The sequence below is a fragment of the Streptomyces sp. NPDC056480 genome, from assembly GCF_042795405.1.
GTDB lineage: Bacteria > Actinomycetota > Actinomycetes > Streptomycetales > Streptomycetaceae > Streptomyces.
In genome coordinates, this window is the sequence record NZ_JBHTSA010000017.1 from 35,552 (window position 1) to 62,153 (window position 26,602).

Below are 26,602 nucleotides of genomic sequence, written 5' to 3' on the forward strand. Positions count from 1 at the left end.
TCTGCGAGGCCCCCATGACCGTCGATCCACCGCCCGAGCCGGCCCCCGGTCCCGAGGCGCCCGTCCCGCCGGGCTCCGCCGGCCCGGTCCCGCGGTCCCGCGGGGCCCGCGCGGCCTTCCGGCGCTGGCGTCGCACCCGGCCGTTCTGGGCGACGGTCTGGACCGCGCTCGGCGGATTCGTCATCTTCTTCCTGCCGATGGCACCGCTCGGGAAGATCCTCCAGGTCGGCGTCGGGGGGATCGCGGGCATGGCCGGCGGCGTCGTCCTCATGGCGATGGCCCTCCTCATGCTGCTGCTGCCCGGCCAGCGCCACACCGCCGGCGTCATCGCGGTGATCGCGGGGGTCGCCTCGTTTCCTCTGTCGAACCTCGGCGGACTCTTCGTCGGAATGGCCCTGTCCGTCCTCGGCGGGTCCATGGCCTTCGCCTGGCTCCCCGAGAAGCCCGCCAAGCGGAGCCGCGGTCTTCTCCGGCGGACGAGGACGGGTGGCGCATCCGTGGGGAGCGGATCGGCATGACGCGGAACCCGTTCAGCACCCGCCGCCTCGCCCCTGCCCTCACCCGGATGCGTACCGCCGGAACCCGGGCCGCCGCCGACTGGAACGCCCGGATGCTCGCCGAGGCCGCCGACGGCACCCGGCGCGGCACCCGCTGGGGGCGCGGCGTGCTCGCCCTCGTCCCCTCCGCCCTCGTCATCGGCGCCATCGGCACCGCGCTCGCGCAGGGCGCGCTCGCCGCCAACTTCAGTGTCGCGGGGCAGCCGTTCACCCTGACGTCCAACGGCGTCGAGGGCAGTGGCTTCGGCGCCATCGTCAACACCCCCGCCGTCGGGCGCCCGGACGGCAGCACGACCACCAACACCGCGATGGCGCGCGTCGGTTTCGCCAGCGCCGGGCTCGCCGGACTCTGCGGGATCGTCCACCAGACCATCGCGGGAGTCCCGTACTCACTGCTCCTGACGGGCGGCCAGAAGGTGACGGCCACCCCGCCGGCCACCTTCAGCACCGACATCGACGCCTCGAACCTCTACATCCAGGCCACCGAACTCCAGGCGTACGGACCGACCACCCTCCAGAACGCGGTGCTCGGCCAGTCCGCCGACCAGGTCACCGTCGCCGGCAAGCCGCTCACCGGCGCGCTGCCCGGCGGGTTCGGGCTGGGCTCGGCGGGGGGCGAGGGCGGCAGCTCCATCAGGCTGCACGGACTCCACGCCACGGCCTACGACGCCGAGATGGCGGGTGCGCTCGTGCTGCCCGACCTGAAGATCAGGGTCGTCGCGGGATCGGCGACGACATGCTGAGCCGGCTGGCGCACGCGCACGCGTGGTTCCGGGCCTTCCGCCGCACGCGGCCGTTCTGGGGCGGCGTGTGGCTGGTCGCCGGGGGCTGGACGGTCCTCAAGTTCTCCCTCAGCTCCCTGCAGCTGATCGTCAGCACGGGCTTCGGGGGAGTGGCCGGATACCTCGTGGGCGGCGGGATGATCCTGTGCGGCCTCATCCCGCTGGCGCTGCCCGGCCAGCGCTACACCTTCGGGCTCATCGGCGCGGTCCTCGCGGTCGTCTCGCTCGTCGTCTCCAACCTCGGCGGCTTCCTGCTCGGCATGGCCTTCGGCGTCCTCGGCGGTTCCATGACGGTGGGCTGGGGCGTCAAACGGCCCCGCCGCCGGGCGGCGGTGGAGGCGGAGGGATGAGGGGCCACGCGATGCCGTCCGCCGGGGTGCGGCGCAAGGCCGTCGCCGTCACCGCCGCGCTCGTCCTCGCCGTCGTCACCGCCCTCTGGTCCGGTCAGCCGAGCCGCGCCGCCGGGGCGACGGCCGCCGTCGAGCCGATGGGCGTGCCCTTCCTGCCCTCCCCGGACCCGCTCCACGTCACCATCGCCAGCATGGTCGCCGTCTCGATGACCGTCGAGAAGAACGTCACCATCCGGCTCTCCGACGGCACGACACGGGTCACCAACCGGTACACCTTCACCAAGTTGAAGATCCGCTCGCACATGAACGTGACGCAGCGGGCGGCGGGTCACACCGTCACCATCGACGTCCCCGACGAGGGTTCCCTCGGCGGCTACGACAGCGCGGGCAGGCCCGAGACGACCACGATGTGGGGCAGCATCTCCAACGTCTGCGTCCGCGTGCTCGTCAAGATCTGCGGAGTGCAGGGACTCCTCGACTTCTTCGGCTCCCTCATCCCGCTCACCGCGGGGGCCGAGGACTTCGTCGGAGACGTCTACGCGATCCGTACGGTCGACGACCACGCGGCTCTCGACTCCACCGACAACCCCGTCCACCTTCCCGGAACCATCACGGTGACCATGCCATGAGCCCCGAGCCCGATGTGAGCCCCGAGCCGGATGCGGGCCCCCGGCCCGACGTGAGCCCCGAGCGCCACGGGGGCCGCACTGCGAGTCGTGGCCCGGAAGGGCGCACCCACTGGCGCCGGTCCCTCGCCGTCGCCGTGCCCGCGCTCCTGGCGGCCGGCGGCCTCGGCTCCGCGATGGCGAGCGGCGCGCTCGCCGTCGGCCTCCAGATCCAGGACCGGCCCGTCGACTTCACCACCAGCAGCCTGTACGGCACGCAGTACGGCGCCGCAGTCGTCGACCAGACCGTCGTACGGCCCGACGGCTCGACCGGCACCGTACGGGTCCTCCGCATGGGGTTCGCGGACGGGATGCTCAACGGCCTCTGCCTGAGCCGGCGGCAGGAGATCGCGGGAGCCACGTACACGCTGCTCCTCACCCTCGGCGACGACGACCCGGGCTCCTGGGAGATCAGGACGAAGAACACCGTCCTCGACCTGCGGAACGCCACCGGGGTCCTCGACATGGACGGCATCGTCGACCTCAACACCAACGGCGCCGACGTGAAGACCGTCAAGGACACGAGCGGGGCGTACGTCGTGAACCCGCTGAACAGTCCGCAGCACCGCTTCGGGATCCAGGCGCGGTACGCCAAGTTCGACCGGATCGTCGGCACCGCCCAGGACTTCCAGATCCCGGGCCTCCTCACCACGCCGAGGCTCAAGCTCTCCGTACGGCCCGGCACCGTCGCCTGCCCCGCCCCGGCGGCGCCCACCGGGACACCGGGCACCCCGTGACTCCTGGACCGTCCCCCGTCCGCCGGGGTCCGTATCTGACGGGCCGTGCGACCTGGCAGACTGCGGGCCTCACCGTCGTCTCCCCCGTGCCGTGAGCGGACCGCTCCACCGGGGAAGCGGCAAGCGACTCCTGGAGGCCCACCATGGCGCAGCAGCCCGGACAGCCGGCGGTCCGCACGAGCGGACGGCCCCGTCGGCCACCGCACCGGCCCGGGAGCGGGGCGAGCGCCCGATGACCCTCTGCCCGACCCGGCGTGCCGATCCCGGCGCGTTCGTCGTCCGCAGCGCGCCCGCCGTGCCCACCGCGGCCGTGCTGCTGCTCCACGGCGGCCGGGCCGACGGACCCGAGCCGCCGCCCGCCCTCAACCTGCCCGCGCTGCGCATGCGGCCCTTCGCCGCCGCCGTGAGCCGGGCCGTCCGGGGCCGGGACGTGCTGATCGCCGAGGTGCGCTACCGCCACCGGGGCTGGAACGGGGAGAGCGCCGACGCCGCCAGGGACGCCGAGAGCGCGCTCGTACGCCTCCGGGAACAGGCCGGGCCCGTCCCCGTCGTGCTCGTCGGCCACTCGATGGGCGGCCGCGCGGCCCTCGCCGCCGCGGGAGACCCCACCGTCCGCGGTGTCGTCGCCCTGGCGCCCTGGTGCCCCACCGACGAGCCCGTCGACCACCTGGGCGGCCGGCGCCTCTATCTGCTGCACGACGAGAGCGACCGCGTGACCTCGGCCCGCGCGTCCTGGGACTTCGTCCGCAGGGCCCGCGCCGCGGGCGCCGACGCGGCGGGCATCCCGATGCCGACGGGCGGTCACGCGATGCTGCGGGGCGCCCACCTGTGGCACCGGCGTGCGGCCGAACTCACGGCGGCGCTGCTGTCGCACGGGTGAGGGGCGCCGGCTCGCCGAGCTGATGGTCGCCGGAACGCCGTGGACGCCGGCGCGGTGCCGCTCGCGGCGTACGCCGCGAGCAGGCTGGACCCTAGGAGGCGATCAGGCCCGCGCACGCCGCGCGCGTCGCTGCGTGAACCGAGCGGGCCAGGCGGGCGCCCCACAGGGAGCGCGGGCCGGCGAAGGGCTGGGCTTCGGTGCTGGTGCTGGTGCTGGTGCTGGTGCTGGTGGCGGCGCGCGTGCTGGGACCGGTGGTGCCGTTGTCGGCGCGGGGGTCGGGGGCGGCGCGGGGGCCGGTGGGCATCGGGGCCGCCACGCAGACCGCGTCCGTCGGTGTGCCCGAGGCGTCCGCGCCGAGTTCCACCAGGGCCTGCACCTTCGCCTCGGTGGCGGTGGCCACCGCGTTCACCAGGGCCGCGTCCGTGAGGGGGACCGGCAGCGACACGATGATGTTGATCGTGCCGGGGCGGGGGACCGTGAGGCCACCGACGCCCGGTGCCGCGGCCCAGCCCCTTACGCCTATCCCCGCGGTGACCACCGCCCGTACACCGCCGTCCTCGGCGTGGCACCGGTCCGCGACCGAGGCGGCCGTCATCAGGCCCACCCCCGGGCCGGTGAGCCCCGCCCCGGCGGCCAGGTCGCGGAGGTGGGCGACGGGATCGAGCCGGTCGTAGCCGGGCGGCACCTGGGCGTTGATCACCCACTCCCGCTCGCCGATGCCGCCGCCGAGCACCGCGCTCGACACCATGCGGACTCCCGGACCCGGCGCCCACACCAGGAGAGGCCGGTCACGGCCCTGCTCCCTGTGGGTGAGCAGAGCCGCGTCGGCGAGAGAAGTGCTGGTCAGGAGGGTTCGCGTAGGCACCCCCGCACCCTAGGGGGTGCCTCGTGGATCACGCGAGGCCGTCCCAGCCCCAGCGCGGTGTGGGTCCGGGTTCGCCGAGGTCCGTGCCGGGCGCGGAGGCGGAGACGTCCTTGGCGATGCGCGTGCCCCAGTCGAAGTACTCCACCACCCGGCGGCGCAGCAGGGCGTCGTCCGGCAGCTCCTTCTCCACGGCCGCCGTCATCAACTCCATCCAGCGAAGCCGCTGTTCCTCCGTGATGCCGAGCCCGAGATGGGCGCGGAGCAGGGCCTGGTGCCCGCCGAGTTCCGCCGTGAACTCGGCGGGGCCCGAGAACACCTCGGCCAGCCAGACGGCGACGTGCTCCACATGGGCGGCGGTGAAGTCGGCGAAGACGGGGGCGAGGAGGGGGTCGGCCAGGACCCCCTCGTAGAACGTCTCGGAGAGCCGGCGCAGCGCGTCGGCGCCGCCCACGGCCTCGTACAGGGTGTTCGTGTGCTCGGCGGTCATGGCGGGCCTCCGGGTCCGGGGTGTGTCCTCCCAGCTTTCACACAACGTGGCCCGGATCCAAGGATGTTCGCTCTCGGCGGGGCGTGGTGATCCCCTCGGGTCCGCCGGTTTCCCAGGTCTCCGGCGGCCAGCGGCGGCTCAGGTGCCTCAGCTCCACGGAGATGGCCGCCCGCATCAGGTCGCGGGCGCGGTCCAGGGGCAGCGCGCCGCTCAGCCAGCGGGTGCTGAGTCCCTCCGTGAGGGCGGTCATGCGCTCCGCGGTCGCCGTGAGCGTCGGCGCGGGAACGGCGGGGCAGACCTCGGCCAGCAGTGCCGCGACGTCGTGGACCCAGGTCAGGCCGGCTCGGGCGAGCTCGGTGCGCAGCTCCGGGTCGAAGACCGCGCTGGCCCGCAGTTCGCCCCACGCCGTGCTGTTCTCCCGTACCTCGGGAAGGTCCTGGAACTCCAGCAGCAGCGACCGCTCCAGCTCCTGGTGGGCGTCGAAGTCCTCGGCGGCCCCCTCGTCCGCCGCGGTGTACCGATCGGCGCGGTCGCTGATGAACTCCAGCGTGTGGCGCAGGATGCCCGCCCGGTCCTTGAAGTGGTAGTAGATCAGCGCGGTGGACACCCCGGCCTCGACCGCCAGTTCCTCCACCCGCAGTCCGCGGACCCCGCGCCGCGCGATGACTCGGGCGGCCCCCTCCAGGATCGCCGTTCGGCGGTCTGTGGCCACGTCGTGCCTCCTTGTCGTCACTCGGAGTATCTCATGCTGACTGAATCTTTAGTTGGGTTCGAGGAGAGGGTGAGTGAGAGGGGTCGAGCACGGGGGTCCGAGGTGTGGTGTCCCGCTCGGAGTTCGCTGTTGAAGCGCCCCCGTGGCGTGCTGTCGCTTGCCTGTCGGGTCGTAGTCGCCGACCCGACCGACATTTGACTGAATTTTCAGTTCGGTCCAGGATGGCCGGGCATCCACCCGCCCCCTCATCCAGGGAGTTCCATGGACATGCCAGTCACCACACGTCGCCGACTGCTCCGGTTCGGCGCCGCCGCCCTGCCGCTCGTCGCTCTCGGGGCGGCGCTGCCGACGGTCGCCCGGGCGGCGACGGCCCCCTCGGGCGCCACTCTGCGGATGCCCGCCGAGACCGACCAGCACGTGCGCACCTTCATGGCCTGGCCCGCACTGTCGTCGGTCTGGTCCAGTCACCTCGGCGCGGTGCGCCGGGACATCGCCACCGTCGCGCACGAGATATCCCGGTACGAGCCGGTCGTCATGCTCGCCCGCCCCGACCAGGCCGCCGACGCCCGGTACACCTGCGGGAGCGGTGCCTACTACGGCATCGAGGTCGTCGAGATCGCCAACGACGATCTGTGGATCCGCGACTTCGGCCCCACCTTCGTCGTCGCTCCGGGCGCCGTGGCGGGCGTGGACACCAACTTCAACGGCTGGGGCAAGACCGGCACGTCGTACGCCCAGCCCTACGCGAACGATGCCGCCGCCGCCGCGACCCTGCTCGGTCGGTACGGGGTCGACCGCATCCAGGCACCGTTCGTGGGCGAGGGCGGGTCACTGGAGACCGACGGCGCGGGCACCCTGATGGCCACGGTCAGTTCGCTCGTCAACAGCAACCGGAACCCGGGCATGAGCCAGGACCAGATCGAGCAGGGCATGAAGTCCGTGCTCGGCGTCGACAAGGTCATCTGGGTACCGGGCCTGGCCGGCCAGGACATCACCGACTCCCACATCGACTGCCTGGCCCGCTTCACGGCACCGGGGCAGGTCATCCTCGACAAGCCGGGCCCCGGCGTCGACAGCAAGTGGGTCGCCGTCTACCAGGAGACCAAGCGGATCCTGCAGGGCGCGACCGACGCACAGGGCAGGCGGCTGACCATCACCGAACTGCCCGGCCCGGACCGGCGGTACATCCGCGGCCGGGGCAACGACTTCCTGTCCAGCTACACCAACTACTACACCGCCAACGGGGCTGTCCTCGTACCGCAGTTCGGCGACGGCTACGCCGACGGGGTCGCCTACGCGATTCTGCAGGCCGCGTACCCCGGGCGGAACGTCGTGCAGCTCAACATCGACAACATCGCGAGCGGTGGCGGCGGCATCCACTGCGCCACCCAGTCGCAGCCGGTCGTACCGCCGGCAGCCTGACCTGACGCTCCGACAGGAGACGCGCCGGTCGCCGACACCCTCGGCGACCGGCGCGTCGCACACGTGGCGACAGCCACCTCTTGAAAGGCAACACGGTGCACACCCCTCAGTCGCCGTACAGGAACCACAGCGAGCACGGCGGGCGCAGACGCGGGAGTTCAGGGCACGGGAGCGGAAGAAGCGCCCGGGACCGGACCGTCCGGGGCCGGACCCTCGGTCCAGGACCGTGCCACCTCACCGAGTGCGCCCACCGCGTCCTCGGCCGACTCCCTGCCGCCGCGCACCGAGCGGCTGAACTCGACGTGCAGGAACGGCACGCGCAGCGCGTCGGCCCGTACGCCCTGGACGTTCGTGCGGCCCTCCAGACCACCGCACTCCTCGCGGGCGGCGCGGCACACCGTCAGTCCGCGCAGATCGAGGGCGTTCGCGAGCAGTTCCGCCTGCCGCCGTGCCGCGTCCCCGCGGCCGGTGGAGACCACCACGTCCCTGCCCGGCAGCGAGTCGTCGGCGAAACCGTGCACCTGCAGCGCCGGCAGCCCCTGCCCGGCGAGCATGTCGCAGACCGCGTCGAACACGGTGTCCTCGCGGTGCGCGACGTCCGCGCCGTCTCCCGCGCCCGCGTCGCGGTGCGCACCCGCCAGGACCAGGACGCCGCGGGGCGCCGAGAGAAGCGTGTCGACGGCGAGCCGCTCGCTGTGCAGATCGGCGACCGGATGGGGTGCCTGCACGGTCCAGCGCGGCCGCCCGCCGCCCAGGCTCACGTACACACGCCCCCAGCCGCGCTTCCGGGCCACGCCCGCGTCCTCGTCGGCCAGCTCGGCGAACTCGCGGCCGTGGTTCCGGTCCCGCAGCGTGCGCACGGTCCAGCCGACCGCGGCCAGCCGCTTCCTCGCCGAGGACAGCTCGCCGTCGAGCGTGAGGCGGACGCCGTCCGCCACCGCACGGCGCTGCGCGAGGTCCGGCCCCCGGTAGCCGCCGTCCGCGGAGAGCTGCCCGGTGAATGCGGCGATCCGGCTCCTGAGGTCCACGACCTTCTCGGCCGACGCCCCGGACCCGGAGGGCCGCGGCGTCGCCGACGCGCCCCCGGAGCCGTTCGGGCCGCCGGAGCAGCCGGTCGCACCGAGCAGGACGACGACCAGCAGGGCCGCGAGCGCCGCGGCGAAAGGAAGCCGGGCGGCCGCCGCGGAGCGGACCACGGTCCGCAGGTCGCGGTGCACGGCACACACGCCTGGCCGAGGAGCTGATCCGGAGATGAACGAAGACCGCATGACCGCCGATTCAACAGGACGCCACCCGCGTCACGCATCCGGGCCCCCTCTCCGCGTCGCGCCACGCCGCTCGCGGCGGCGGCACAAGACCCGGCGCCGCGCCGACATGCCCCTGCTCGGAGGCGTCCGCCCGCCGATAGCCGCCCTGCTCGTCGTCCTGCTCGCCGTGGCCGCCACCACCGTCGTCCTCCTGCGCGACCAGGAGCGGGCCACCGTCGACAGCGCGGTGCTGACCGCCCAGGAGCGCATCGCCGAGGACGGAGCGCTGTCGCTGCGCGCCTCGCTCGACGAGAGCGTCACCGACCTGCGGCGCGCCGCGCGCTCCTTCGGCACGGCGGGCGACCGTTCCGACGCGCAGATCCTCGACGGACTCGACGCCGCCTACGACAAATGGCGAGGCAAGGCCGTGATCGACCCGGCCCGCGGCACCCTGCTCGCGGCCGGCGGCGAGACGATCCCGCTGAACGCGACCGGCGAACGCAGGACCGTCGACGGCGTCATCCAGCCCAAGCTGGTCCGGCTCGGCACCGGCGAGACCCGCGTCCTGGTCTTCGCGTCCCTCGCCGCGCGGCCCGGTGCGGGCCCACGCCTCCTGGTGACCTCGAGCACCCTGTCGGTGCCGACCTCCCCGAGCGGCGACTCACGGGCGACGGCCGTGTTCGGCCCGGACGGCGCGGTGCTGGCCGCGAACGGCCCCGCGCAGGCACGGAAGGCGCTCCTGACCGCGGGCGGCCCGATCGCGAACGCCCAGGACGACGGCACCGGCAGGGCCCCCGGCGGCTCGCGCGCGGTGGTGCACGGCGGCGACCGGATCGCCACCGGCTACGGGGCGATCGCAGCCGCCGACCACGAGCGGGCCACCCCCGCCCAGGCCCTCGGGCTGACCGTGGCGACCGCGGTACGCGTCGACGACAGCCCGGTCGCACTGAGCACCCAGATCTTCGGACTGGCCTGCGCCGGGCTGCTCATCGCCATCGCCCTGCTGATCTCCCTGCTGCTGTACCTCTTCCTGCAGCGCCCCTTGCTGAGGCTCTACCTGGAGGGCCGCCGGCTCGCCGGCGGCGACCTGGCCCGAGGCGTGGCGGTGCCCCGCTTCGGCGAGGGCGCGCGGATCGGCCTCGCGCTGGAGCGGCTGCGGCTCCGTCTGCTCGGCGCACCGCACGACGTACCGCCCGGGCCGGCCCGCCGCCGCGTCGGTGCGGGATTCGTCCTCGCGCTCTGCGCCGTGCTCGTCCTGCTGTGGTCGGTCCCGTTGCTCTTCCTGGTCCAGCGGGGGGACAGCACGGTCTCGGTGCCGCGGCGACTGGTGGCGGACCAGCAGCTGCGGACGGACACGATCGCGGCGCGGGTGCGCAAGGCACTCGGCGAGGGGTACGCGGATCTCGCGGCCACTGCGCAGACGGTCGGCGACCTCGACCCGAACGAGGTCGGCGAGGCCCTGGAGCGCATGCGGGAGGAGAGCAAGCGCTACCGGTCCCTGTACGTCCTCAGGAACGGCACGGTGACGGCCCGCTCCGGCGAGGTCCCGCAGGAATCGGCGGTCGGCAGGGTCCAGGCACTGAGGGACCGGGCCGCAGAGAACCCGGGCGGAGGGAACCCGGGCGGAGGGGAGGCGACCGGCGAGGACAAGGCCGGAAAGGGTCAGTCCGGCAACCACGAAGGCGGAGGCGACCCGGCCGCCGACGACCGGGCCGGCCGGGTCGTCCAGGTCAACACCTCCGGCAAGGAGCCCGTGATCGCGGCCTACGCGGCGGTCCCCGGGCAGAAGGACGTCACCGTCGTCGGCGAGTTCTGGCCGCGCTTCCTGGTGACCCTGGTCAGCAGGCCCGGCATGGGCCGCGTCCACCTCGTCGACTCCGGGCGGCGGATCATCGCCGCCGACGGCCGGGAGGGCTTCCTCGCCTTCGACCGTCTCTCCGGCCACGACCTCGACCGGCTGACCCAGGAGGCGGCACGCGCGCACCGGTCCCGCTCGCGGGTGGTGCGCGGCGAGCCGACGGTGATCACCGCCGCGGCACCGCTCAAGGGCACCGGCGCCACCCGGGAGCTGGACTGGCAGGTGGTGAGCGCCCAGCCCGGCACCTGGACGACGCTCCCCGAGTACGTCGCCCAGCGCCGCACCATGCTCGCCGGCCTGCTCGGCAGCGCCGCGGCCGTGGCATGCCTCGGCTGGCTGTACATCGTCGTCGTACGCCCCCTGCGCTCCCTGGCCGCCCATGCCGAGAACCTCGCCGACGGCGACCGGCGCACGGTGCTGTTCCCGCAGCACCACGACGAGGTCGGCGCCGTGATGCGCACGATGGAGCTGATCAGGCAGCAGATCCACGAGGAGCCACGCACGCGCATCCGCACCCCCCACGGAAGGAACTGACGGTCGTGCTCTATCTCTACCTGGTCCTGTTGGTGTCGAGCACGGTGCTGCTCGTCGCGGGCGTCGTCGAGCAGCGGAGGCACTGCGCGAGCCTGGAGTCCATCCCGACCCGGGTCCTCGTCAACGGCATCCGCGGGAAGAGCTCCATCACCCGGCTGTGCGCGGGCGCCCTGCGCGGCGGCGGTCTCGTCACCGTCGCGAAGACGACGGGGACGGCGGCCCGCTTCATCCACCCGGACGCCACGGAGGAGCCGGTCTACCGCAAGTTCGGCATCGCCAACGTCGTCGAACAGGTCGGCATCGTGCGCAGGGCCGCCGCCTACCGGCCCGACGCGCTGGTCATCGAGTGCATGGCCGTGATGCCGGCGCTCCAGGAGGTCAACCAGACCAAGCTCATCCGCTCCACGATCGGCGTCCTGTGCAACGTACGGGAGGACCATCTGGAGGAGATGGGACCGACGCTGGACGACGTGGCGCGCTCCCTGTGCCGCTCCATGCCCTACGACGGCATCTGTGTCACCGCCGAACGCGACCGGCTGGACATCCTCCAGGAGGAGGCGGACCGGCGGCGCTGCACGCTGGTTCCGGTCGACCCGGAGACGGTCAGCGACGAGGAACTGCGCGGATTCAGCTGGTTCACCTTCAAGGAGAACGTGGCCATCGCGCTCAAGGTCGCCGAACTGCTCGGCGTGGAACGGCAGACGGCCCTGCGGGGCATGTACGACGCGCCCCCGGACCCCGGTGTCCTGTCGGTGGAGCGCTACGAGGCACCCGGCGGCAAGCGGCTGCGCTTCGCGAACGTCTTCGCGGCCAACGACCCCGAGTCCACTCTGATGAACATCAACCAGCTGCTCGAACTCGGGGCGATCCACCGGCCGTTGAACGTCCTGATCAACTGCCGTCCCGACCGCGTCGAACGCAACGGCCAGATGGGCCAGATCGTCCCGGGACTCGCCCCGGACCAGGTGTTCCTGATCGGACACCCCACCAAGAGCGCCTCGGACGCGATCCCCGCCGAGTGGCGCGACCGTGTGGTCGACCTGGGCGGAGACCGCCGCGACGCCCGAGAGGTCCTGGTCCGGATCGTCGAACACCTCGGTGCCCACTCCTCGCTCGTGGCCATCGGCAACATACACGGCCAGGGCGAACTGCTCCTGGAGGAACTGGCGGAGCTGCCGCCGGACGAACGGCCGGACGAACGCTCGGACGAACGGCTGGACGAACGGCTGGACGACGTACCGGTCGCACGGCCCGCGGAACAGGCGGGCGAGTGGGCGGGGCCCGTGTGCGTGCCCGGCCAGGACACGCACGTCCTCCCCGGCCAGGACACGCACGTCCTGCCCGGCCAGGACACGCACGTCCTGCCCGGCCAGGACACGCACGTCCTCCCCGGCCAGGACACGCACGTCCTGCCCGTATACGAGGCCGACACGTACGCGCATCAGGACCCGTACCGGGACCGGTATCAGGACCAGCAGCAGGACTCGTATCAGTACCCGTACCCGTATCCGGACTTGCACCACGACCACTGGAACCCCACAGGAGAGCCCCGTTGATCCCCGCCGTCCTCACTCCGGAGACAGCCGCTCTCGGCATCGCCCTCGGGCTTCTGTTCTCACTCGTCTGCTACCTGACCACCAACCTCTCGCCCGGCGGCATGATCACCCCCGGCTGGCTCGCGCTCACCCTGGTGCAGGACCTGCGGCTCGCCGCCATGGTCCTGGGCGTCACCGCCGCCACGTACACCGGATCGGTGCTGCTCCAGAAGGTCGTCATCCTCTACGGCAAGCGTCTGTTCGCCGCGGTCGTGCTGATGGGGGTGCTGCTGCAGGCCACGGTGTACGTGCTGCTGCGCAGGGAGTTCCCGATGCTCTACGGCACGCAGACCCTCGGGTTCATCGTGCCCGGCCTGATCGCCTACCAGCTCGTCCGGCAGCCCCGGGGAGCCACCCTGCTCGCCACCAGTGCCGTCGCACTCGCCACCTATGTGGTGCTGACGGCCGGAATCCTGCTCGGAGTGATGCCCGGTGCCTGACACGACCCTTCGCCGCCGCCGTACGCGCGGTGCGCTCGCGGCGGTGGCCGTCGCCGGCCTGCTCGGCACGTCCCTGTATCTGACCGGAGAGCTGAACGAGGCCAGGACGCCGCCCCAGCCGCCGGAACTGGCGGACGGGGGCGCCGCACGGACGTCCCGCGGCGGGCCGACCTACGAGCGGCTCCGCGACCCGGACCGCACGGTGGTCCGGAGCGGCGACGGCGCGGTGATGGCGAGCTTCACCGACGGCGCCCGTACGGCGGTGCTGGCCGGGCCCGTCCGTACGTTCGCCGAGCGGCGCTTCACCCCGGCGAAGGTGGTCACGGACCGCTGGGTGCGCCTCCTTCCGCAGCCCTGGAAGCAGGGGGCGGAGAAGGCACGCTGGTTCACCGACTGGTTCGCGGCCGCACGTACCAGCACCGAGCCCGACGTGCTGGCCTTCGCCCAGGAGTACCTGGACGCGGCGAAGGTCAAGAAGGACGCACGAGGGATCGCCTTCGCCGGTGACGCGGGCTTCGGGCCGGTCAACCCTGACCCGAACGGCGACAAGCGCCTGGAGGAGTCGGACTTCTACGACTACCTCGGCATCCCGTACACCTTCCGCGACGGCACCGCGGTCCAGCCCGACAAGGCCCGCCTCCGCGCCGTCGACTGCTCCGGCTTCATGCGCCTGGTCCTCGGCTACCGGGCGCGCTTCCCGCTCGCCCCGAGCGACGACCAGGGCGACGGGCTGTCCCGTACGTCCGACGGCATGGCCCGCGGCAAGGTGGGCGTGGACGTCCTGGCGCTCACCGGACGGCGCCCCGGCTCACTCGGCAAGCTCCAGCCGGGTGACCTGGTGTTCTTCGAGATCGATGCCCGTACGGGGCCGCGCCTCGACCACGTCGGCATGTACATGGGCCTCGACACCGACGGGAAGCCCCGCTTCGTCTCCAGCCGTGAGGAGGCCGACGGTCCCACCTTCGGCGACCTGGGCGGCACCGCCCGGCTCGACGGCGACGGCTTCTACGCGAAGGGGCTGCGGAGCGCCAAGCGCCTGTAGCCGGTGGAACGCGAACACGAACTCGAACGCGAACGCGCACGCGCACGCGCACGCCAACGCCGACGCGAACGCCAACGCACCGACCGCCCCGGCCCGGAGAGGGCCGAGGCGGTCGGTGTGGTCGGTGCGGTCGGCGGTGCCGTCGTCTCGGGTGTGGCCGTGTGGCCGTGTGGCCGCGCGGCTTGCGTGGTGCCGCGCGTGTCAGGCGGCGGGCTTGCCCGGCTGGTCGTGGGTGGAGCAGTGGATCCCGCCCCCGCCGGAGGCGATGGTGTCGATCGGGACCATCACGATGTCGCGCTGGGGGAAGTGCTCCTGGAGGATGCCCTTGGCGCGGTTGTCGGCCTTCCGGTCGCCGAACTTGGGCAGGAAGACGGCGTCGTTGGCGATGTAGAAGTTGGCGTAGGTGGACACGAAGTCGTCGCCCTCGCCGGTGATCCGGTCGAGGTCGGGCTGCGGCAGGTCGATGATCTCGAAGCGCCGGCCGCGCGCGTCGGTCGCCTTCTCCAGGACCGAGCGGGCCTGGTCGGCGGAGCGGGACCAGGAGTCCGGGGGAGTGCCGGGGAACGCCTGGTCCAGGAGGACCACACCCGGGGCGACGAAGCGGACGAGGCTGTCCACGTGCGCGTCGGTGATGTCCTCGCCGCGGACGCCCGCCAGCCAGACCACCTTCTTCACCCCGAGGGTCTCGATGAGCTCGTCCTCGATCTGGTCCCGGGTCTTCCCCCGGTTGCGGTTGTCGTTGACGATCGAGCTCTCGGTGATGAGCAGGGTGCCCTCGCCGTCGGTCTCGAAGGAGCCGCCCTCGGCGACGAGGGGTGCCTCGACGCGGGGGATCCGGTACTTCGCGAGCAGGGTCTCGCCGACCAGGGCGTCGTTCCCGTGCTCCTGCTTGTTGCCCCAGCCGTTGAAGTTGAGGTCGACGCCGACGACCTTGCCCTCCTCCTCGACGAAGACCGGCACGGTGTCGCGGGCCCACAGGTCGTCGACGTCCAGCGGGACGACCTCCACCAGGGATCCGCACGCACGCTGCGCCGCCTTCAGCTGCGCGGGCCTGGCCATCATGACGACCTCCTCGTACTCCGCGACCTCCCGCGCGATCCGCGCGATGTCCTTCCGTACGTAGGGCAGGTCCTCCATCCAGACCGACTCCAGGGCCGGCCAGGACATGAAGGTGCGGGTGTGGCTCTCCCACTCGGCGCCCAGCCGGCGCCCTCCGCCGTGTCCGCCGTCCGGCCTCGCGCCGCCGGCGGCGGCGGACACACCGGGGTCCGCGGGACCGCACGCGGAAGCGCCGAGGACGAGCGCGCTGATCCCGGCGAAGGAGCGGAGGGCGGAGCGTCGGGAGGGGAGAAAGGTCATCGTGGACTCCGATCGTGGACTGGCAAGACGGAGGCATCCGGCCGCGGCGGGGGCACGGGGAGAGACGGCAGGGTCGTCACACGAGTCCTGCTTCAGAGGGTGCATCATCCGCACCGCGTACGCGCGTCACCGCGATGGCGGTGACGGCCTCATGTCAAGCACTGTCGCACTGACTGGAATTTCAGTCAAATCTCTCGATCGGGGTGGGCGGCGCTGGTGTGCGGCGCTGGTGTGCGGAGGTGGGGGCGGGGTCGGCCGGTCACGGTCGCGCGTGCGCCGTCAGGTGCGCGAGTTCCACCTCGATCGCCTCGCCCAGCAGCTCACGGGCGTGGTCCGGGCGCAGGACGCCGCTCAGTCGACGCGCGTCGAGTCCTTCGCGCAGCGCGGTCAGGCGCTCGGCGGAGGCGGCCAGCTCGGCCGTGCTCGCGGTCGGCCGTGCGAGGGTGAGGAGTCCGGCGACGTGCCGGACCCAGGCCGCGCTCGCCGTGGCGAGCACCTCGCGGAGATCGGGCTCGAAGATCGCGCTGGCGCGCAGCTCGCCCCAGGCCGTGGTGTTCTCGCGCACCTCGGGGAGGTCCTGGAACTCCAGCTGGAGGGCCATCGCGAGGAGTTCCCTCGGGTCCAGGGGGTCATCGGTGCCCTGCGGCGCCAGGGAGTGCTGCTTCGCCCGGTGGGTGATGAACTCGAGCGTGTGCCGCAGGATGCCGGCCCGGTCCTTGAAGTGGTAGTAGACCAGTGCGGTCGACACCCCGGCCTCGGTCGCCAGCTCCTCCGTGCGGAGTCCGCGTACTCCTCGTCGGGCTATGGTGCGGGCGGCCGCTTCCAGGATCGCCGTTCTGCGGTCCGTCACCCTGTGGTCCTTCCGTGCGTCAGGCATCGTCGGTCATGGCCCGCCATCCTCTCATATTGACTGAAACTTTAGTTAAGGGCACGATGCCGGGGAGCGGCGCTCGTCGCTCCGTTCCACCTGCCGAAAGAGCCACCGCATGTCCGCTCAGCTTCCCGGTGTACAGCCCGCCCATACGGCTCTGTCCGACGACGACCCCCGCGAGATCGGCGGCTACCGCCTTCACGCGCGTCTCGGCGCGGGCGGCATGGGCGTCGTGTACCTGGCGTACACCCCCGGAGGGCGTCCGATCGCCCTGAAGGCGGTGCGGGCCGAGTTCGCCGCGGACCCCGAGTTCCGCGAGCGCTTCGCCCAGGAGGTGGCCAGCGCCCGGCGGATCCACGGCCTGTTCACCGCCCAGGTGGTCGACTACGGCGTGGACGCCCGTACGCCCTGGCTGGCGACGGCGTACGTCCCGGGACCCACCCTCCAGCAGGTGGTCCAGCGGCACGGCCCGCTGCCGGTGCGCACGGTCCTGCTGCTGGTGGCCGGCATCGCCGAGGCGCTGCAGGGGATCCACGGCGTCGGTGTCGTCCACCGGGACCTCAAGCCCGCCAACGTGCTGATCGCCGCGGACGGACCGCGGGTGATCGACTTCGGGATCGCGCGCGCGGCCGACGCCACCGCGCTGACCGGGGCGGGACTGCGGGTCGGCACCGCCGCCTTCATGGCGCCCGAGCAGGCACTGGGGCTCCAGGCGACGTCGGCCACCGACGTGTTCGCGCTCGGCGCGCTCGCCGTGTACGTCTCGGGCGGCGCGCCGCCCTTCGGGAGCGGGCCGGAATCGGCCGCGCTGTACCGCGTGGTCCACGAGGCACCCGACCTGGCTGCCGTTCCGGCCGCCCTGCGTGACCTGCTCGGACGCTGTCTGGCCAAGCGCCCGGAGGACCGCCCCTCGACCGCCGAACTGATCGCGGCCGTACACGCCCATCCCGCCGTGGGCCCGCGCCCGGAGTTCGCCGACGACTGGCTTCCCCACCCCGTCAGCGCCGACATCGCGGGCCACGGCGTGGGACCGACGCCGCCGCCCCACGTGCAGCCCACCGTCACGGCCACGGCGTTCTCCTCACGGGGTCCCCACCCGGGGGCCGGCGCGGGGACGGGCGCCGTCGGCGGTCCGGGCTCCTCCGCGGGTGCGGGTTCCTCCGCCGGTGTGGGCTTCTCCGCTGGTACGGGCTCCTCGGCCGCCATGGGCTTCTCCGCCGGCACGGGTGCCGTCGGCGGCACCGGTGCCGCTCCGGCGAATCCCCCCGGTGGACCGGAGGCGCTCCCCACCGGTGGCCGGGCGCACGCCCCCTCGCGCAGGGCGCCCCGCCGTGGTGGCCGACTGCTGCTCACGGGCCTCGTGGCCCTGCTCGCGCTCGTCGTGGGCGGGGCGGCCGTCTACTATCTCGACCCCCCGCCGGAGGAGGGGCCGGACCCGGCCGGTGCCACCGGCGAACCCTCGGCACGGCCGCCCGTCACGGTGCAGCCTTCCAGCGGTGCGCCGAAGCCGTCCGGCGCCACGTCCTATACGGCCGGTTACGCGGGCGTCGAGCTCACCTCGCCCGACACCTCGTACGAGTTCGATCTCAAGGCGGGCAAGGTCGTTCCCGAGTCGACCGCCGCCTGGTATCTCGCCCGCACGGACCAGGCGTTCGTCCTGCCGGAGGAGAGCGACGCCTTCATCGCGACCGGGGACGGGCTGAGCCCGGCCGACTGCGTGCGCGGCATCGAGTCGGAACCGGTGACGACGCTGCCCTTCGCGGAACTCGCCGACGAACGGCCCTTCTGCGTGCGCAGCGCGGACCAGAAGGAGATCGTGATCGCGCGCCTGGTCGAAGTCGCCGAGGACGGCGGGTCCGTGAGCGTCGTCGTCGACCAGCATCGGCGCGACGGATGACGCCGGGATCCGTGCCCGCCGCCGCCGGCGGCGGGCGGGGCTGCGGCCGGCCGGCCGCCCCTGGGCCGCGGGTCCGGCCCGATCACCGACAGGTAGGGTTCGGCCATGGCATCTCGTAGTACTCAGATCCTCGAAGCGGCAGCGCGGGTCATCGCCCGTCGCGGGATCCGCGGGCTGCGGGTGGAGGAACTCGCGGCGGAGGCCGGCGTCTCCACGGCCCTGATCTACTACTACTTCAAGGACCGCTCCGGGATCCTGCGGCACACGCTGGAGTTCATCAGTCAGCGCGCCGAGCGCTATACGAGCGACCGCGACCCGGACGCCCCGCCGCCGAGCCCGCGCGAGGAACTCGAGGGAACGCTCCTCCTGGAGCTCCAGGACACCGTCGAGGTCCGGGAGAACAGCGCGGCCTGGGGCGAGTTGAGGGCGAGTGCCGTTTTCGACGAGCTGCTCCGCGAGGACCTCGCCCGGGCCACCCTGATGTGGGCCCAGGACGTGGCCGTGCTGCTCGGTCAGGTGCAGCCCATGGCGTCCGCGTCGGCGCTGGCCGCCGCGGGGGAGCGGCTCACCGCCCTCCTGGAAGGGCTGAGCATGCGCTGGCTCGGCGGCGGGATCAAGATCGACCACGCGCGCGCGTTGCTGCTCGGCGCCGTCGAGGCGGAGCTGGCCGCGCTCCGCTGAGCCAGGGGCGCGACCACATGCGCCTCCGCGCCCTTCGTGTTGCCGCTCAGGAGCGTTTGTTTCTCAGGCATTGACTGTTTTTTCAGTCAATGCCACAGTGATGGCATCGCCGAGAACGGACTGCTCGCGCATCCGTACCGCCGGCCTCCACGGCTGCCGAGGTCCTCCTCGGCCCTCGGGCCGGGTGACCTGAGCGTCTCCACTTCCTCCGCGTCCAGGCGGCCTCCGCTCCCCCTGATCCACCGCTGATCCGCCGATCCGCTGTTCCTCTGCTCCGAACCGTTCCGCTTCCGCGTGAACGACCCTTGAATTCTCTCTTGACTGAAATTTCAGTCGAGGAGAAGATTCCACCCACCACGTACTTGTCCGTGGCTTGATCCGGCCTTGCGTCGCCCTTCCGCCACCGACCGGTATCTCTGGCGAGAGAAGAGAGTTCTCGAATGACCGCATTCCGTATGCCTGCCGAGTGGGCCGAGCACGAGGGCTGCCTGATGGCCTGGCCCACCCGCCCCGACCTCTGGGGCAGTGTGCTGAACGACGTCAAGGAGGAGTACGCGAACGTCGCCAGGGCCATCGCCGAGTTCGAGCCGGTGACGATGGTCGCCCCGCTCGGCCACGGCGACGACGCCCGCGCCCACTGCGGCAGCGGGATCACCGTCGTGGAGCTTCCCGTGGACGACTCCTGGTTCCGCGACTCCGCCCCGCTGTTCGTGCTCGACGGCGACGGGCGCCGCGCCGGCGTCGACTTCCGCTTCAACGCCTGGGGCCGCAAGCACCACCCGTACGACTCCGACGACCGGATCAGCGGTCTGCTCCTGGAACACCTCGGCGTCGACCGCATCGCCTCCGACATGATCCTGGAGGGCGGGGCGATCACGGTCGACGGCGAGGGCACGCTGATCACGACCGAGCAGTGCCTGCTGCACCCCAACAGGAACCCCGGCATGAACCGGGACGAGATCGAGGCCGAGCTGAAATCCCGGCTCGGCGTCACCAAGGTTGTATGGCTGCCGTACGGAGGTCTCCTGGACACGGAGACGGACGGTCACGTCGACGGCGTCTGCGCCTTCGCCGCTCCCGGCAAGGTCGTCGTCTCGCTGCCCGAGGACCCCACGCACCCCGACTACGCCCGGATGCGTGCCAACCGCGCGGTCCTGGAGGTCACCACCGACGCCCGGGGCCGGTCGCTCGAGATCGTCGACGTGCCGCAGGCGGCGTTCGCCGACGTGGCCGACGGCGAGATCGAGGTGTCGTACCTGAACTACTACGTCGCCAACGGCGGCGTCGTCGTCCCCGTGGCGGGCCTGCCCCAGGACGACGACGCGCTCGCGGTGATCGCCGAGGCCTACCCCGGCCGCAAGGTGGTCGGCGTGCAGGCGCTCGCGATCGCGTTCGGTGGCGGGGGAGTGCACTGCATCACCCAGCAGATCCCCGTCGCCCGCCCCCTCGCGTAACCCGGACCGGACCGATCGCTCCTGCCGGACCGTCCCCGCGGTCCGGCAGCCTCCCCCATCGCGTACGCACAGCCCGTACGGAAAGAGAGCGCGACGATGACCACACCCGTACCCCGCACCGGCAGACGCGGCAGCGTCTCACGGGGCCGTCCGTCCGGCCGCCGCCGCGCCGCGGCCGCCGCCCTCCTGACGACGGCCGCCCTCGTCGTGTCCTGCTCGGGACCGCCCAAGAACGGGGCGAGCGCCGGCGGTGTCACCCTCTCGAAGACCACGCCCGTCGCCAAGGGCGACATCGACTCCTTCACGTGGGCCGTGTACGCCGAACCGCCGACGCTCGACTACACCGTGGCGTTCGACTACCCGCAGAACACGATCCTCTCCAACGTCTGCGAGAGCCTGATGCGCTGGACGCCGGGCCTCACCCTCGAACCGGGGCTCGCCGAGAAGGCGTCCAACCCCGACCCGACCACCTGGGTGTACGACCTGCGGAGCGGGGTGCGCTTCCACGACGGCCGGACCATGAGCGCCGACGACGTCGTGTTCAGCCTCGGCCGGCAGCGGGACCCGGCCAACGCGGCGGCCTGGGCGCAGAACTTCGAGAACGTCGCCTCCATACGGAAGACCGGCCCGCTCCAGGTCACCGTCAAGCTCAAGAAGCCCGACTCCCAGTTCCCCCAGTACATGGCGACCGCCGCCGGTGTGGTCGCCTCCAAGGCCGGGGTCGAGGCGGCCGGCAAGAACTACGGCACCTCGGGCGGACTCGCCTGCACCGGACCGTTCTCCCTCGGCACCTGGAACAAGGGGCAGTCCGTCGAACTCGACCGCTTCGACGGCTACTGGGGGAAGAAGGCCAGGTCCGGCAAGGTCGTCTTCCGGTTCATGACCGACCCGTCCGCCCGTACGAACGCCATGCTCAGCGGTGAGGCCGACGGCGGCTACCTCATCCCGACGGAGAGCTACGGCCGGCTCAAGGGCAGCGGCGTCGGCACCCTCTACTTCGGCGAGGGACTCAGCACCGTCAACGTCAACATCACGAACATGAAGGGCCCGCTCGGCGACGTCCGCGTCCGCCGCGCTCTCTCCCTCGCCCTGGACCGCTCCGGCTTCGTGAAGGCGGGACTCGGCGGCGCGGGCACCGTCACGAACTCGCTCACCACCCGTGCCGCCTGGGCGGCCGGCTCGGAGCAGACCAGGAAGACCGCCCTCGACGGCCTCCCGCGGATCACGCCCGAGATCGCGAAGGCCAAGGCACTGGTCGAGGAGGCGGGTGCCACCGGGAAGACCCTCACCGTCGCCACCAGCTCCATCGGCCAGGACGTCTCCCTGCTCGCCACCGCCGTGCAGGCCGCCGGTGCCGAGATCGGTCTCGACATCCGGCTCAAGACCATCGCGCCCAACGCGTTCACCGCCCTCTTCACCGACCCCGAGGCGCGCGAGGGCATCGACATGTTCCCGCTCACCTACTACGACTCGATCACCGACCCGCTCGACCTGCTGCAGAACTTCAAGACCGGCGCCTACATGAACTTCGCCGGGTACAGCGACGAGGCGTACGACGCGGGAGTCGCACGGGCGACCGCCGAGTACGACCCGGACAAGCGCCTGGCGATCGAGTCGGAGCTGCAGAAGCACGCCGTCGAGAACCTGCTGTGGATCCCGGTCGCCGAATGGCCCACCGCCGTCTTCCTCAACAAGAGGATCACCGGCGCTCCCACCACCATCTCGTACATGTACTACCCGTGGGCCGCCGACGTGGGGGCCGCGCCGTGAACTTCGCGAGATTCGCCGTCCGACGGGTGACGGAGATGGCCGTCACCCTCCTCGTGGCGTCGTTCGTGGTCTTCGGCGCGATGTACCTGGCGCCGGGCAGCCCCGCGAGCTTCCTGCTCTCGGGCCGCTCGGCCTCGCCGGAGGCGCTCGCCGCGATCAACGCCCAGTACCACCTGGACGACCCCTTCCTCGTCCGCTACCTCAGCTGGCTCGGGGACATGGTCCAGGGAGACTTCGGGCGGTCCATCACGTACCGCGTCGACGTGTCCCGGCTCCTCGCCGACCGGCTGCCGACCACGCTGCTCCTGATCACGATGGCCCTGATCGTGGTCGTGGTCATCGGCCTGGTGCTCGGCTGGGTCTCCGCCGTACGCGGCGGGGCGACCGACTCGGCCGTCCTGGTCACCACCACGTTCGCCGTCGGCACCCCGTCGTTCGTCGCGGCCGTCCTGCTCCAGGCCCTGTTCGCGGTGAAACTCGGCTGGTTCCCGAGCGGCGGCGCCGGAGACGGCTTCCTCGACACCGTCTGGCACCTGACCCTGCCGGCGATCGCGCTCGCGCTCTATCTGATCGGCATGCTCGCCCGGGTCACCCGCTCGGCGATGCTGGAGGCCCTCGACAGCGAGCACGTCACCGTGGCCCGCAGCCGGGGCGTCCCGGAGCGCCAGGTGATCCGCCGCCATGTGTTCCGCAACTCCCTCGGCACCGTCCTGACCACCGGCGGACTGATCGTCTCGACCCTGCTCGTCTGCACGATCCTCGTCGAGACCGCGTTCAGCATCGGCGGTATCGGGCAGCTCCTCGAACTGTCCACGACCACCAAGGACTTCCCGACCGTCCAGGCCATCTCGCTGATCATCGTCGCCCTGTTCATGATCGTGAACCTCATCGTCGACCTGCTGCTCCCGCTGGTCGACCCGCGGATCACCCTCGGATCGAGGAGCTCCTCCGCATGACCGCCGTCCTCACCCGCCGGCCCGGCCTCGCCAAGATCCGTACGGCCCGGTCGCCGCTCCACCTCGTCTGTCTGGGGTTCGTCGTCCTCGTCGTCGCGGGGGCGCTCCTCGCCTCCCTCGCCGCGCCGTACGACCCCAACGCCGTCGACCTCGGCAACGCGCTCGCCGGGCCCTCCGCCGAGCACCTCCTCGGCGTGGACGCGGCGGGCCGCGACACCTTCTCCCGGTTGCTCCTCGGCGCCCGCACCTCGCTGCTCGGCCCCCTCGGCGTGGTCCTCTTCTCCACCCTCGCCGGAGTCGTGGTCGGCACGGCCGCGGCCTGGCGGGGCGGCTGGCTCGACTCGGTCCTCTCCCGCAGCACCGAACTCGTCTTCGCGTTCCCCGGGATGCTGCTCGCGATCCTGATCATCTCGATCTACGGCGAGGGGCTCCTGGCCCCGGTCATCGCCCTCGCCCTCGCCTACCTGCCCTACGTCAGCAGGCTGACGCGCTCGCTGGTCCTCGCCGAGCGCGAGCGTCCGTACGTCAGCGCCTATCTGGTCCAGGGCCACTCGGCCCTGCAGATCTGCCTGCGCCACATCCTCCCCAACATCGCCCCCATCGTCCTCGCCCAGTCCACCATCAACTTCGGCTACGCCCTCATGGACCTCGCCGGCCTCTCCTTCCTCGGCCTGGGCGTACCGGCGCTCACCCCCGACTGGGGTCGCATGGTCTTCGACGGGCAGACGGCCGTCCAGCAGGGCTACCCGCTGTCCGCGATCCTGCCCAGTGTCCTCATCGTGCTCACCGTCGTCGCGTTCAACGTGGTCGGAGAGCGCTGGGCCGACCGCGTCGCCAGGAGAGACCGATGAACACATCCGACAGGCCGGTGAACACGCCCGACGACCCGGCGGGCACCTCCGACAGGCCGGCCCTCGACATCCGGGGGCTCCGCATCGCCCTGCCCGGCACGGCCCGACCCGTCCTCGATGGGATCGACCTCACCGTCGCCACCGGGGAGACCGTCGCGCTCGTCGGCGAGTCCGGCTCCGGGAAGAGCCTCACCTCACGCAGCGCCCTGCGCCTGCTGCCGCCGGGCGCCGTCACCGAGGGCACCGTCCTCGTCGACGGCCAGGACGTCCTCACCCTCGACGCCGACCGGCTGCGCGCCCTGCGCACCGGCACCGTGGCCATGGTCTTCCAGGACCCGCGGGCGGCCATCAACCCGCTCCGGCGCATCGGCGACTTCCTCACCGAGAGCGTCCGCGCGACCCGGACGATGACCGCCGCGCAGGCCACCGCGTGCGCCGTCGAACTCCTCGAAGCGGTGGGCCTGGACGCCACGGCGCTCGCCAAGTACCCCAGCCAGGTGTCCGGCGGCATGCTGCAACGCGTCATGATCGCGGCCGCGTTGATGGGCGACCCGGCCCTGCTGCTCGCCGACGAGCCGACGACCGCCCTGGACGTCACCACCCAGGCCGAGGTCATCGCCCTCCTCGGCAGGCTGCGCGAGCGGTTCGGCACCGGGCTGCTGTTCGTCACCCACGATCTCGACCTCGCGGCCGCCATCAGCGACCGCGTGTACGTGATGTACGCCGGGCGGATCGCCGAGAGCGGACCGGCCGAGGAGATCTTCGCGCGGCCCCGCCACCCCTACACGGCGGCGCTCCTGGCCTCCACCCCCCGCCTGGAGAACCCGCGGGGACGGCTCGCCGCCATCGACGGGCAGCCGCCCGACCTGCGGGTGACGCTCACCGGCTGCGCCTTCGCCGCCCGCTGCGCCCTCGCCACCGAACTCTGCGACCAGCAGGCCCCGGTGTCGCTGCCCGCCCCGGGCCGGCCGGGACACCAGGCCGCCTGTCACCACAGCGACCGGCTCGAAGGGAGCGCCGTCGATGCCTGACAACACCGAGACCGCCGAGGACGCGGTGAGCGCCGGGGCCACGACGGAGGACACCGGAGACGCCCGGTACGGCGAGAACGCCGACGACGTCCTGGTCGTCCAGGGCCTGCGCCGGAGCTACGGAGCCGTACGGGCCGTCGACGACGTGTCCTTCACGCTGCCGCACGGCGGGTCCCTGGGCATCGTGGGGGAGTCCGGCTCGGGCAAGACCACGACGGCCCGGATCGTCGTCGGCCTGGAGCGGGCGGACGAGGGCGAGGTGTACGTACGGGGCCGGTCCCGGACCGAGCGACGCCGCGGCCGCGCACAGCGCCTCGCCCGCGCCCGCGAGGTCCAGATGGTCTTCCAGGACCCCCTCCAGTCCCTCGATCCGCGGACCAGCGTGGAGGCGGCCCTCCGCGAGACGCTACGGCTCCACTTCCCGGAGCGTGACCATGACCGGCGGGTGCGGGAACTGCTCGACCAGGTCGGTCTCGGGACGCGTGCGGCCGACGCGCTGCCGCGCCGGCTCTCGGGCGGCCAGCGGCAGCGCGTGGCCATCGCCCGGGCCCTCGCCGTGGAGCCGGCCGTCCTCGTCCTGGACGAGGCGGTCGCCGCACTCGACGTGTCCGTGCAGGCGCAGATCCTCAATCTGCTCGCCGACATCCGGGAGCAGACCTCGATCGGCTACCTCTTCATCACCCATGACCTCGGCGTGGTCCGGTGCGTCACCGACGACGTCATCGTCATGCGGCACGGCGCGGTCGTCGAGGCGGGGCGGACCGCGGAGGTGCTCGCCGCGCCGCAGCATCCGTACACCCGGCTGCTCCTGGAGTCCGTGCCGCGCCCCGGCTGGGACCCGGAGCGGATCGCGGCCGCCCGCCGGGCGCTGTAGGGCGGCGGCCGGCGCCGAGGGCGGCCGGGCCGCCTCAGACGCCGGCGGCGAGCGTGTGGACGAGGGTCCGGAGGACCGCCCCGGCGTCGACATCGGCGTCCAGGGACTCGACGGCGGCCAGACCGTCGACGGCCGCGGCGACGCCCTCGCCCAACGGCCGGGGGTCGAGACCGCCACCGCGCTCGTCGGCGAGGACCTGGAACAGCGCGACGAAACAGGCGCGCCAGCGGCGGTACTCCGCCTCCAGGGACTCCCTGACCCGGTCGTCGTTCAACGCGTGCCAGTGCAGCGCCGAGTGGAGGTGGGCCAGGTCCGTCTTCTCCGGCCTGCCGAGCAGGTCGAGCACCCGCTCGGCGCGCTCGGCGAAGGTGCCGGGGGCGGCGACCGCCTCCTCGAGGGGCGAGATCCACTCGGGGCGGATGTCCGCGACGACGGCGAGGATCAGGTCGGTCCTGTCCTGGAAGTGGTAGTGGCACATTCCGTGCGAAACCCCGCAGAGCGCCGCCACGTTGCGCGTGGTGAAGCGCTCGCTCATCTCGCCCGCGAGCAGGGTGCGGGCGGCCGCGATCAACCGGGTCCGGGTCTGCTCGCCCTTCACCGAGGCCCGTGACCGTGCGGCCGGGCGGGTCGGGGGAGCGGTCGGGTTCGGAGAGTCCTTCGCGGATGCTGCCATGGCCTCACTCTA

26 protein-coding genes are annotated in these 26,602 nt (G+C 72.6%); 19 read left to right on the forward strand and 7 right to left on the reverse strand.

The genetic code is table 11. The annotated features are described in order from the left end of the window. Nucleotides 1-14 precede the first annotated feature (14 nt). From ACFQ79_RS10615 to ACFQ79_RS10640, 6 genes are all read left to right on the forward strand, one after another. Nucleotides 15-518, forward strand: a complete 504-nt coding sequence (locus ACFQ79_RS10615) for a DUF6114 domain-containing protein (protein ID WP_383581204.1) — start codon at nt 15-17, stop codon at nt 516-518. Then, the gene (locus ACFQ79_RS10620; protein ID WP_383581207.1) at nt 515-1,300 is read left to right on the forward strand and encodes a DUF6230 family protein; all 786 of its coding nucleotides are present in this window, start codon (nt 515-517) and stop codon (nt 1,298-1,300) included. Before ACFQ79_RS10615 ends, ACFQ79_RS10620 begins: the two co-directional genes overlap by 4 nt. Beyond that, complete coding sequence (locus ACFQ79_RS10625; protein WP_383581209.1) at nt 1,294-1,689, forward strand: DUF6114 domain-containing protein; 396 nt, start codon at nt 1,294-1,296, stop codon at nt 1,687-1,689. Before ACFQ79_RS10620 ends, ACFQ79_RS10625 begins: the two co-directional genes overlap by 7 nt. Next, nucleotides 1,686-2,318 (forward strand): hypothetical protein, encoded by a 633-nt coding sequence (locus ACFQ79_RS10630; protein WP_383581211.1) that lies wholly within the window; start codon nt 1,686-1,688, stop codon nt 2,316-2,318. The genes ACFQ79_RS10625 and ACFQ79_RS10630 overlap by 4 nt, the downstream gene beginning before the upstream one ends. Then, a complete protein-coding gene (locus ACFQ79_RS10635; protein ID WP_383581213.1) occupies nt 2,315-3,091 on the forward strand; it encodes a DUF6230 family protein in 777 nt (258 codons plus the stop codon). The genes ACFQ79_RS10630 and ACFQ79_RS10635 overlap by 4 nt, the downstream gene beginning before the upstream one ends. Nucleotides 3,092-3,323: 232 nt before the next feature. After that, the gene (locus ACFQ79_RS10640) at nt 3,324-3,971 is read left to right on the forward strand and encodes an alpha/beta fold hydrolase (RefSeq protein ID WP_383581333.1); all 648 of its coding nucleotides are present in this window, start codon (nt 3,324-3,326) and stop codon (nt 3,969-3,971) included. Nucleotides 3,972-4,062: 91 nt separating this feature from the next. Here the strand turns inward: ACFQ79_RS10640 and ACFQ79_RS10645 are convergent, their stop codons facing one another. From ACFQ79_RS10645 to ACFQ79_RS10655, 3 genes are read right to left on the reverse strand one after another with little or no spacing between them, the layout of a single operon-like run. Continuing rightward, nucleotides 4,063-4,836 (reverse strand): adenosylcobinamide amidohydrolase, encoded by a 774-nt coding sequence (locus tag ACFQ79_RS10645; protein ID WP_383581215.1) that lies wholly within the window; start codon nt 4,834-4,836, stop codon nt 4,063-4,065. A 28-nt stretch (nt 4,837-4,864) separates the two neighbouring features. Further along, nucleotides 4,865-5,323, reverse strand: coding sequence for a group II truncated hemoglobin (locus tag ACFQ79_RS10650; RefSeq protein ID WP_318206663.1), 459 nt, complete (start codon nt 5,321-5,323; stop codon nt 4,865-4,867). Nucleotides 5,324-5,360: 37 nt separating this feature from the next. After that, the gene (locus ACFQ79_RS10655; protein WP_383581217.1) at nt 5,361-6,035 is read right to left on the reverse strand and encodes a TetR/AcrR family transcriptional regulator; all 675 of its coding nucleotides are present in this window, start codon (nt 6,033-6,035) and stop codon (nt 5,361-5,363) included. Nucleotides 6,036-6,302: 267 nt separating this feature from the next. Between ACFQ79_RS10655 and ACFQ79_RS10660 the strand changes: the two genes are divergently transcribed. After that, nucleotides 6,303-7,457: an agmatine deiminase family protein gene (locus ACFQ79_RS10660; RefSeq protein WP_383581220.1), complete on the forward strand. Its 1,155-nt coding sequence runs from the start codon at nt 6,303-6,305 to the stop codon at nt 7,455-7,457. A gap of 158 nt (nt 7,458-7,615) precedes the next feature. Here ACFQ79_RS10660 and ACFQ79_RS10665 read toward each other — a convergent pair whose 3' ends face one another. Continuing rightward, complete coding sequence (locus tag ACFQ79_RS10665) at nt 7,616-8,674, reverse strand: hypothetical protein (protein WP_383581223.1); 1,059 nt, start codon at nt 8,672-8,674, stop codon at nt 7,616-7,618. 34 nt (nt 8,675-8,708) lie between these two features. Between ACFQ79_RS10665 and ACFQ79_RS10670 the strand changes: the two genes are divergently transcribed. Genes ACFQ79_RS10670 through ACFQ79_RS10685 form a run of 4 tightly spaced genes read left to right on the forward strand, consistent with a single transcriptional unit; the run spans nt 8,709 to nt 14,173 of the window. After that, nucleotides 8,709-11,096 (forward strand): HAMP domain-containing protein, encoded by a 2,388-nt coding sequence (locus ACFQ79_RS10670; RefSeq protein ID WP_383581225.1) that lies wholly within the window; start codon nt 8,709-8,711, stop codon nt 11,094-11,096. Between the two features lie 5 nt (nt 11,097-11,101). Further along, nucleotides 11,102-12,652, forward strand: a complete 1,551-nt coding sequence (gene pgsB / locus ACFQ79_RS10675; RefSeq protein WP_383581227.1) for a poly-gamma-glutamate synthase PgsB — start codon at nt 11,102-11,104, stop codon at nt 12,650-12,652. Next, nucleotides 12,649-13,131 carry a poly-gamma-glutamate biosynthesis protein PgsC/CapC gene (locus ACFQ79_RS10680; protein WP_073901999.1) on the forward strand — a complete coding sequence of 161 codons (483 nt, stop codon included), beginning with the start codon at nt 12,649-12,651 and terminating at the stop codon, nt 13,129-13,131. Before pgsB ends, ACFQ79_RS10680 begins: the two co-directional genes overlap by 4 nt. Beyond that, nucleotides 13,124-14,173 carry an NlpC/P60 family protein gene (locus tag ACFQ79_RS10685; RefSeq protein ID WP_383581229.1) on the forward strand — a complete coding sequence of 350 codons (1,050 nt, stop codon included), beginning with the start codon at nt 13,124-13,126 and terminating at the stop codon, nt 14,171-14,173. The genes ACFQ79_RS10680 and ACFQ79_RS10685 overlap by 8 nt, the downstream gene beginning before the upstream one ends. A gap of 201 nt (nt 14,174-14,374) precedes the next feature. Here the strand turns inward: ACFQ79_RS10685 and ACFQ79_RS10690 are convergent, their stop codons facing one another. Together ACFQ79_RS10690 and ACFQ79_RS10695 are read right to left on the reverse strand one after the other, a co-directional pair. Further along, complete coding sequence (locus ACFQ79_RS10690; protein ID WP_383581231.1) at nt 14,375-15,532, reverse strand: agmatine deiminase family protein; 1,158 nt, start codon at nt 15,530-15,532, stop codon at nt 14,375-14,377. 259 nt (nt 15,533-15,791) lie between these two features. Next, entirely contained in the window at nt 15,792-16,382 is a 591-nt protein-coding gene (locus tag ACFQ79_RS10695) for a TetR/AcrR family transcriptional regulator (protein WP_383581233.1), read from the reverse strand. A 136-nt stretch (nt 16,383-16,518) separates the two neighbouring features. Here ACFQ79_RS10695 and ACFQ79_RS10700 point away from each other — a divergent pair, with 136 nt between their 5' ends. The 8 genes from ACFQ79_RS10700 (at nt 16,519) to ACFQ79_RS10735 (ending at nt 25,917) form a co-directional block, all read left to right on the forward strand. After that, complete coding sequence (locus ACFQ79_RS10700; protein WP_383581235.1) at nt 16,519-18,300, forward strand: serine/threonine-protein kinase; 1,782 nt, start codon at nt 16,519-16,521, stop codon at nt 18,298-18,300. 105 nt (nt 18,301-18,405) lie between these two features. Further along, entirely contained in the window at nt 18,406-18,981 is a 576-nt protein-coding gene (locus tag ACFQ79_RS10705; protein ID WP_073902004.1) for a TetR/AcrR family transcriptional regulator, read from the forward strand. Nucleotides 18,982-19,421: 440 nt separating this feature from the next. Further along, a complete protein-coding gene (locus tag ACFQ79_RS10710) occupies nt 19,422-20,435 on the forward strand; it encodes an agmatine/peptidylarginine deiminase (RefSeq protein WP_383581237.1) in 1,014 nt (337 codons plus the stop codon). Nucleotides 20,436-20,531: 96 nt separating this feature from the next. After that, on the forward strand, nt 20,532-22,205 hold the full coding sequence (locus ACFQ79_RS10715) for an ABC transporter substrate-binding protein (protein WP_383581239.1): 1,674 nt from the start codon (nt 20,532-20,534) through the stop codon (nt 22,203-22,205). Then, nucleotides 22,202-23,161: an ABC transporter permease gene (locus ACFQ79_RS10720; RefSeq protein WP_383581241.1), complete on the forward strand. Its 960-nt coding sequence runs from the start codon at nt 22,202-22,204 to the stop codon at nt 23,159-23,161. Before ACFQ79_RS10715 ends, ACFQ79_RS10720 begins: the two co-directional genes overlap by 4 nt. Further along, nucleotides 23,158-24,012, forward strand: coding sequence for an ABC transporter permease (locus tag ACFQ79_RS10725; protein ID WP_383581243.1), 855 nt, complete (start codon nt 23,158-23,160; stop codon nt 24,010-24,012). Before ACFQ79_RS10720 ends, ACFQ79_RS10725 begins: the two co-directional genes overlap by 4 nt. Continuing rightward, nucleotides 24,009-25,043 (forward strand): ABC transporter ATP-binding protein, encoded by a 1,035-nt coding sequence (locus ACFQ79_RS10730; RefSeq protein ID WP_383581245.1) that lies wholly within the window; start codon nt 24,009-24,011, stop codon nt 25,041-25,043. Before ACFQ79_RS10725 ends, ACFQ79_RS10730 begins: the two co-directional genes overlap by 4 nt. Further along, nucleotides 25,036-25,917 carry an ABC transporter ATP-binding protein gene (locus ACFQ79_RS10735; protein ID WP_383581247.1) on the forward strand — a complete coding sequence of 294 codons (882 nt, stop codon included), beginning with the start codon at nt 25,036-25,038 and terminating at the stop codon, nt 25,915-25,917. The genes ACFQ79_RS10730 and ACFQ79_RS10735 overlap by 8 nt, the downstream gene beginning before the upstream one ends. Nucleotides 25,918-25,951: 34 nt before the next feature. Here the strand turns inward: ACFQ79_RS10735 and ACFQ79_RS10740 are convergent, their stop codons facing one another. Further along, nucleotides 25,952-26,590, reverse strand: coding sequence for a TetR/AcrR family transcriptional regulator (locus ACFQ79_RS10740; RefSeq protein ID WP_383581250.1), 639 nt, complete (start codon nt 26,588-26,590; stop codon nt 25,952-25,954). Between the last annotated feature and the right edge of the window lie 12 nt (nt 26,591-26,602).

Excerpts from the sequence above, each read along its gene's own strand:
- ACFQ79_RS10615 (WP_383581204.1), top strand. The coding sequence starts at position 15 with ATGACCGTCGATCCACCGCCCGAGCCGGCCCCCGGTCCCGAGGCGCCC.
- ACFQ79_RS10620 (WP_383581207.1), top strand. The coding sequence starts at position 515 with ATGACGCGGAACCCGTTCAGCACCCGCCGCCTCGCCCCTGCCCTCACC.
- ACFQ79_RS10625 (WP_383581209.1), top strand. The coding sequence starts at position 1,294 with ATGCTGAGCCGGCTGGCGCACGCGCACGCGTGGTTCCGGGCCTTCCGC.
- ACFQ79_RS10630 (WP_383581211.1), top strand. The coding sequence starts at position 1,686 with ATGAGGGGCCACGCGATGCCGTCCGCCGGGGTGCGGCGCAAGGCCGTC.
- ACFQ79_RS10635 (WP_383581213.1), top strand. The coding sequence starts at position 2,315 with ATGAGCCCCGAGCCCGATGTGAGCCCCGAGCCGGATGCGGGCCCCCGG.
- ACFQ79_RS10640 (WP_383581333.1), top strand. The coding sequence starts at position 3,324 with ATGACCCTCTGCCCGACCCGGCGTGCCGATCCCGGCGCGTTCGTCGTC.
- ACFQ79_RS10650 (WP_318206663.1), bottom strand. The coding sequence starts at position 5,323 with ATGACCGCCGAGCACACGAACACCCTGTACGAGGCCGTGGGCGGCGCC.
- ACFQ79_RS10660 (WP_383581220.1), top strand. The coding sequence starts at position 6,303 with ATGCCAGTCACCACACGTCGCCGACTGCTCCGGTTCGGCGCCGCCGCC.
- ACFQ79_RS10670 (WP_383581225.1), top strand. The coding sequence starts at position 8,709 with ATGAACGAAGACCGCATGACCGCCGATTCAACAGGACGCCACCCGCGT.
- ACFQ79_RS10690 (WP_383581231.1), bottom strand. The coding sequence starts at position 15,532 with ATGACCTTTCTCCCCTCCCGACGCTCCGCCCTCCGCTCCTTCGCCGGG.
- ACFQ79_RS10700 (WP_383581235.1), top strand. The coding sequence starts at position 16,519 with ATGTCCGCTCAGCTTCCCGGTGTACAGCCCGCCCATACGGCTCTGTCC.
- ACFQ79_RS10705 (WP_073902004.1), top strand. The coding sequence starts at position 18,406 with ATGGCATCTCGTAGTACTCAGATCCTCGAAGCGGCAGCGCGGGTCATC.
- ACFQ79_RS10710 (WP_383581237.1), top strand. The coding sequence starts at position 19,422 with ATGACCGCATTCCGTATGCCTGCCGAGTGGGCCGAGCACGAGGGCTGC.
- ACFQ79_RS10715 (WP_383581239.1), top strand. The coding sequence starts at position 20,532 with ATGACCACACCCGTACCCCGCACCGGCAGACGCGGCAGCGTCTCACGG.
- ACFQ79_RS10725 (WP_383581243.1), top strand. The coding sequence starts at position 23,158 with ATGACCGCCGTCCTCACCCGCCGGCCCGGCCTCGCCAAGATCCGTACG.
- ACFQ79_RS10730 (WP_383581245.1), top strand. The coding sequence starts at position 24,009 with ATGAACACATCCGACAGGCCGGTGAACACGCCCGACGACCCGGCGGGC.
- ACFQ79_RS10735 (WP_383581247.1), top strand. The coding sequence starts at position 25,036 with ATGCCTGACAACACCGAGACCGCCGAGGACGCGGTGAGCGCCGGGGCC.
- ACFQ79_RS10740 (WP_383581250.1), bottom strand. The coding sequence starts at position 26,590 with ATGGCAGCATCCGCGAAGGACTCTCCGAACCCGACCGCTCCCCCGACC.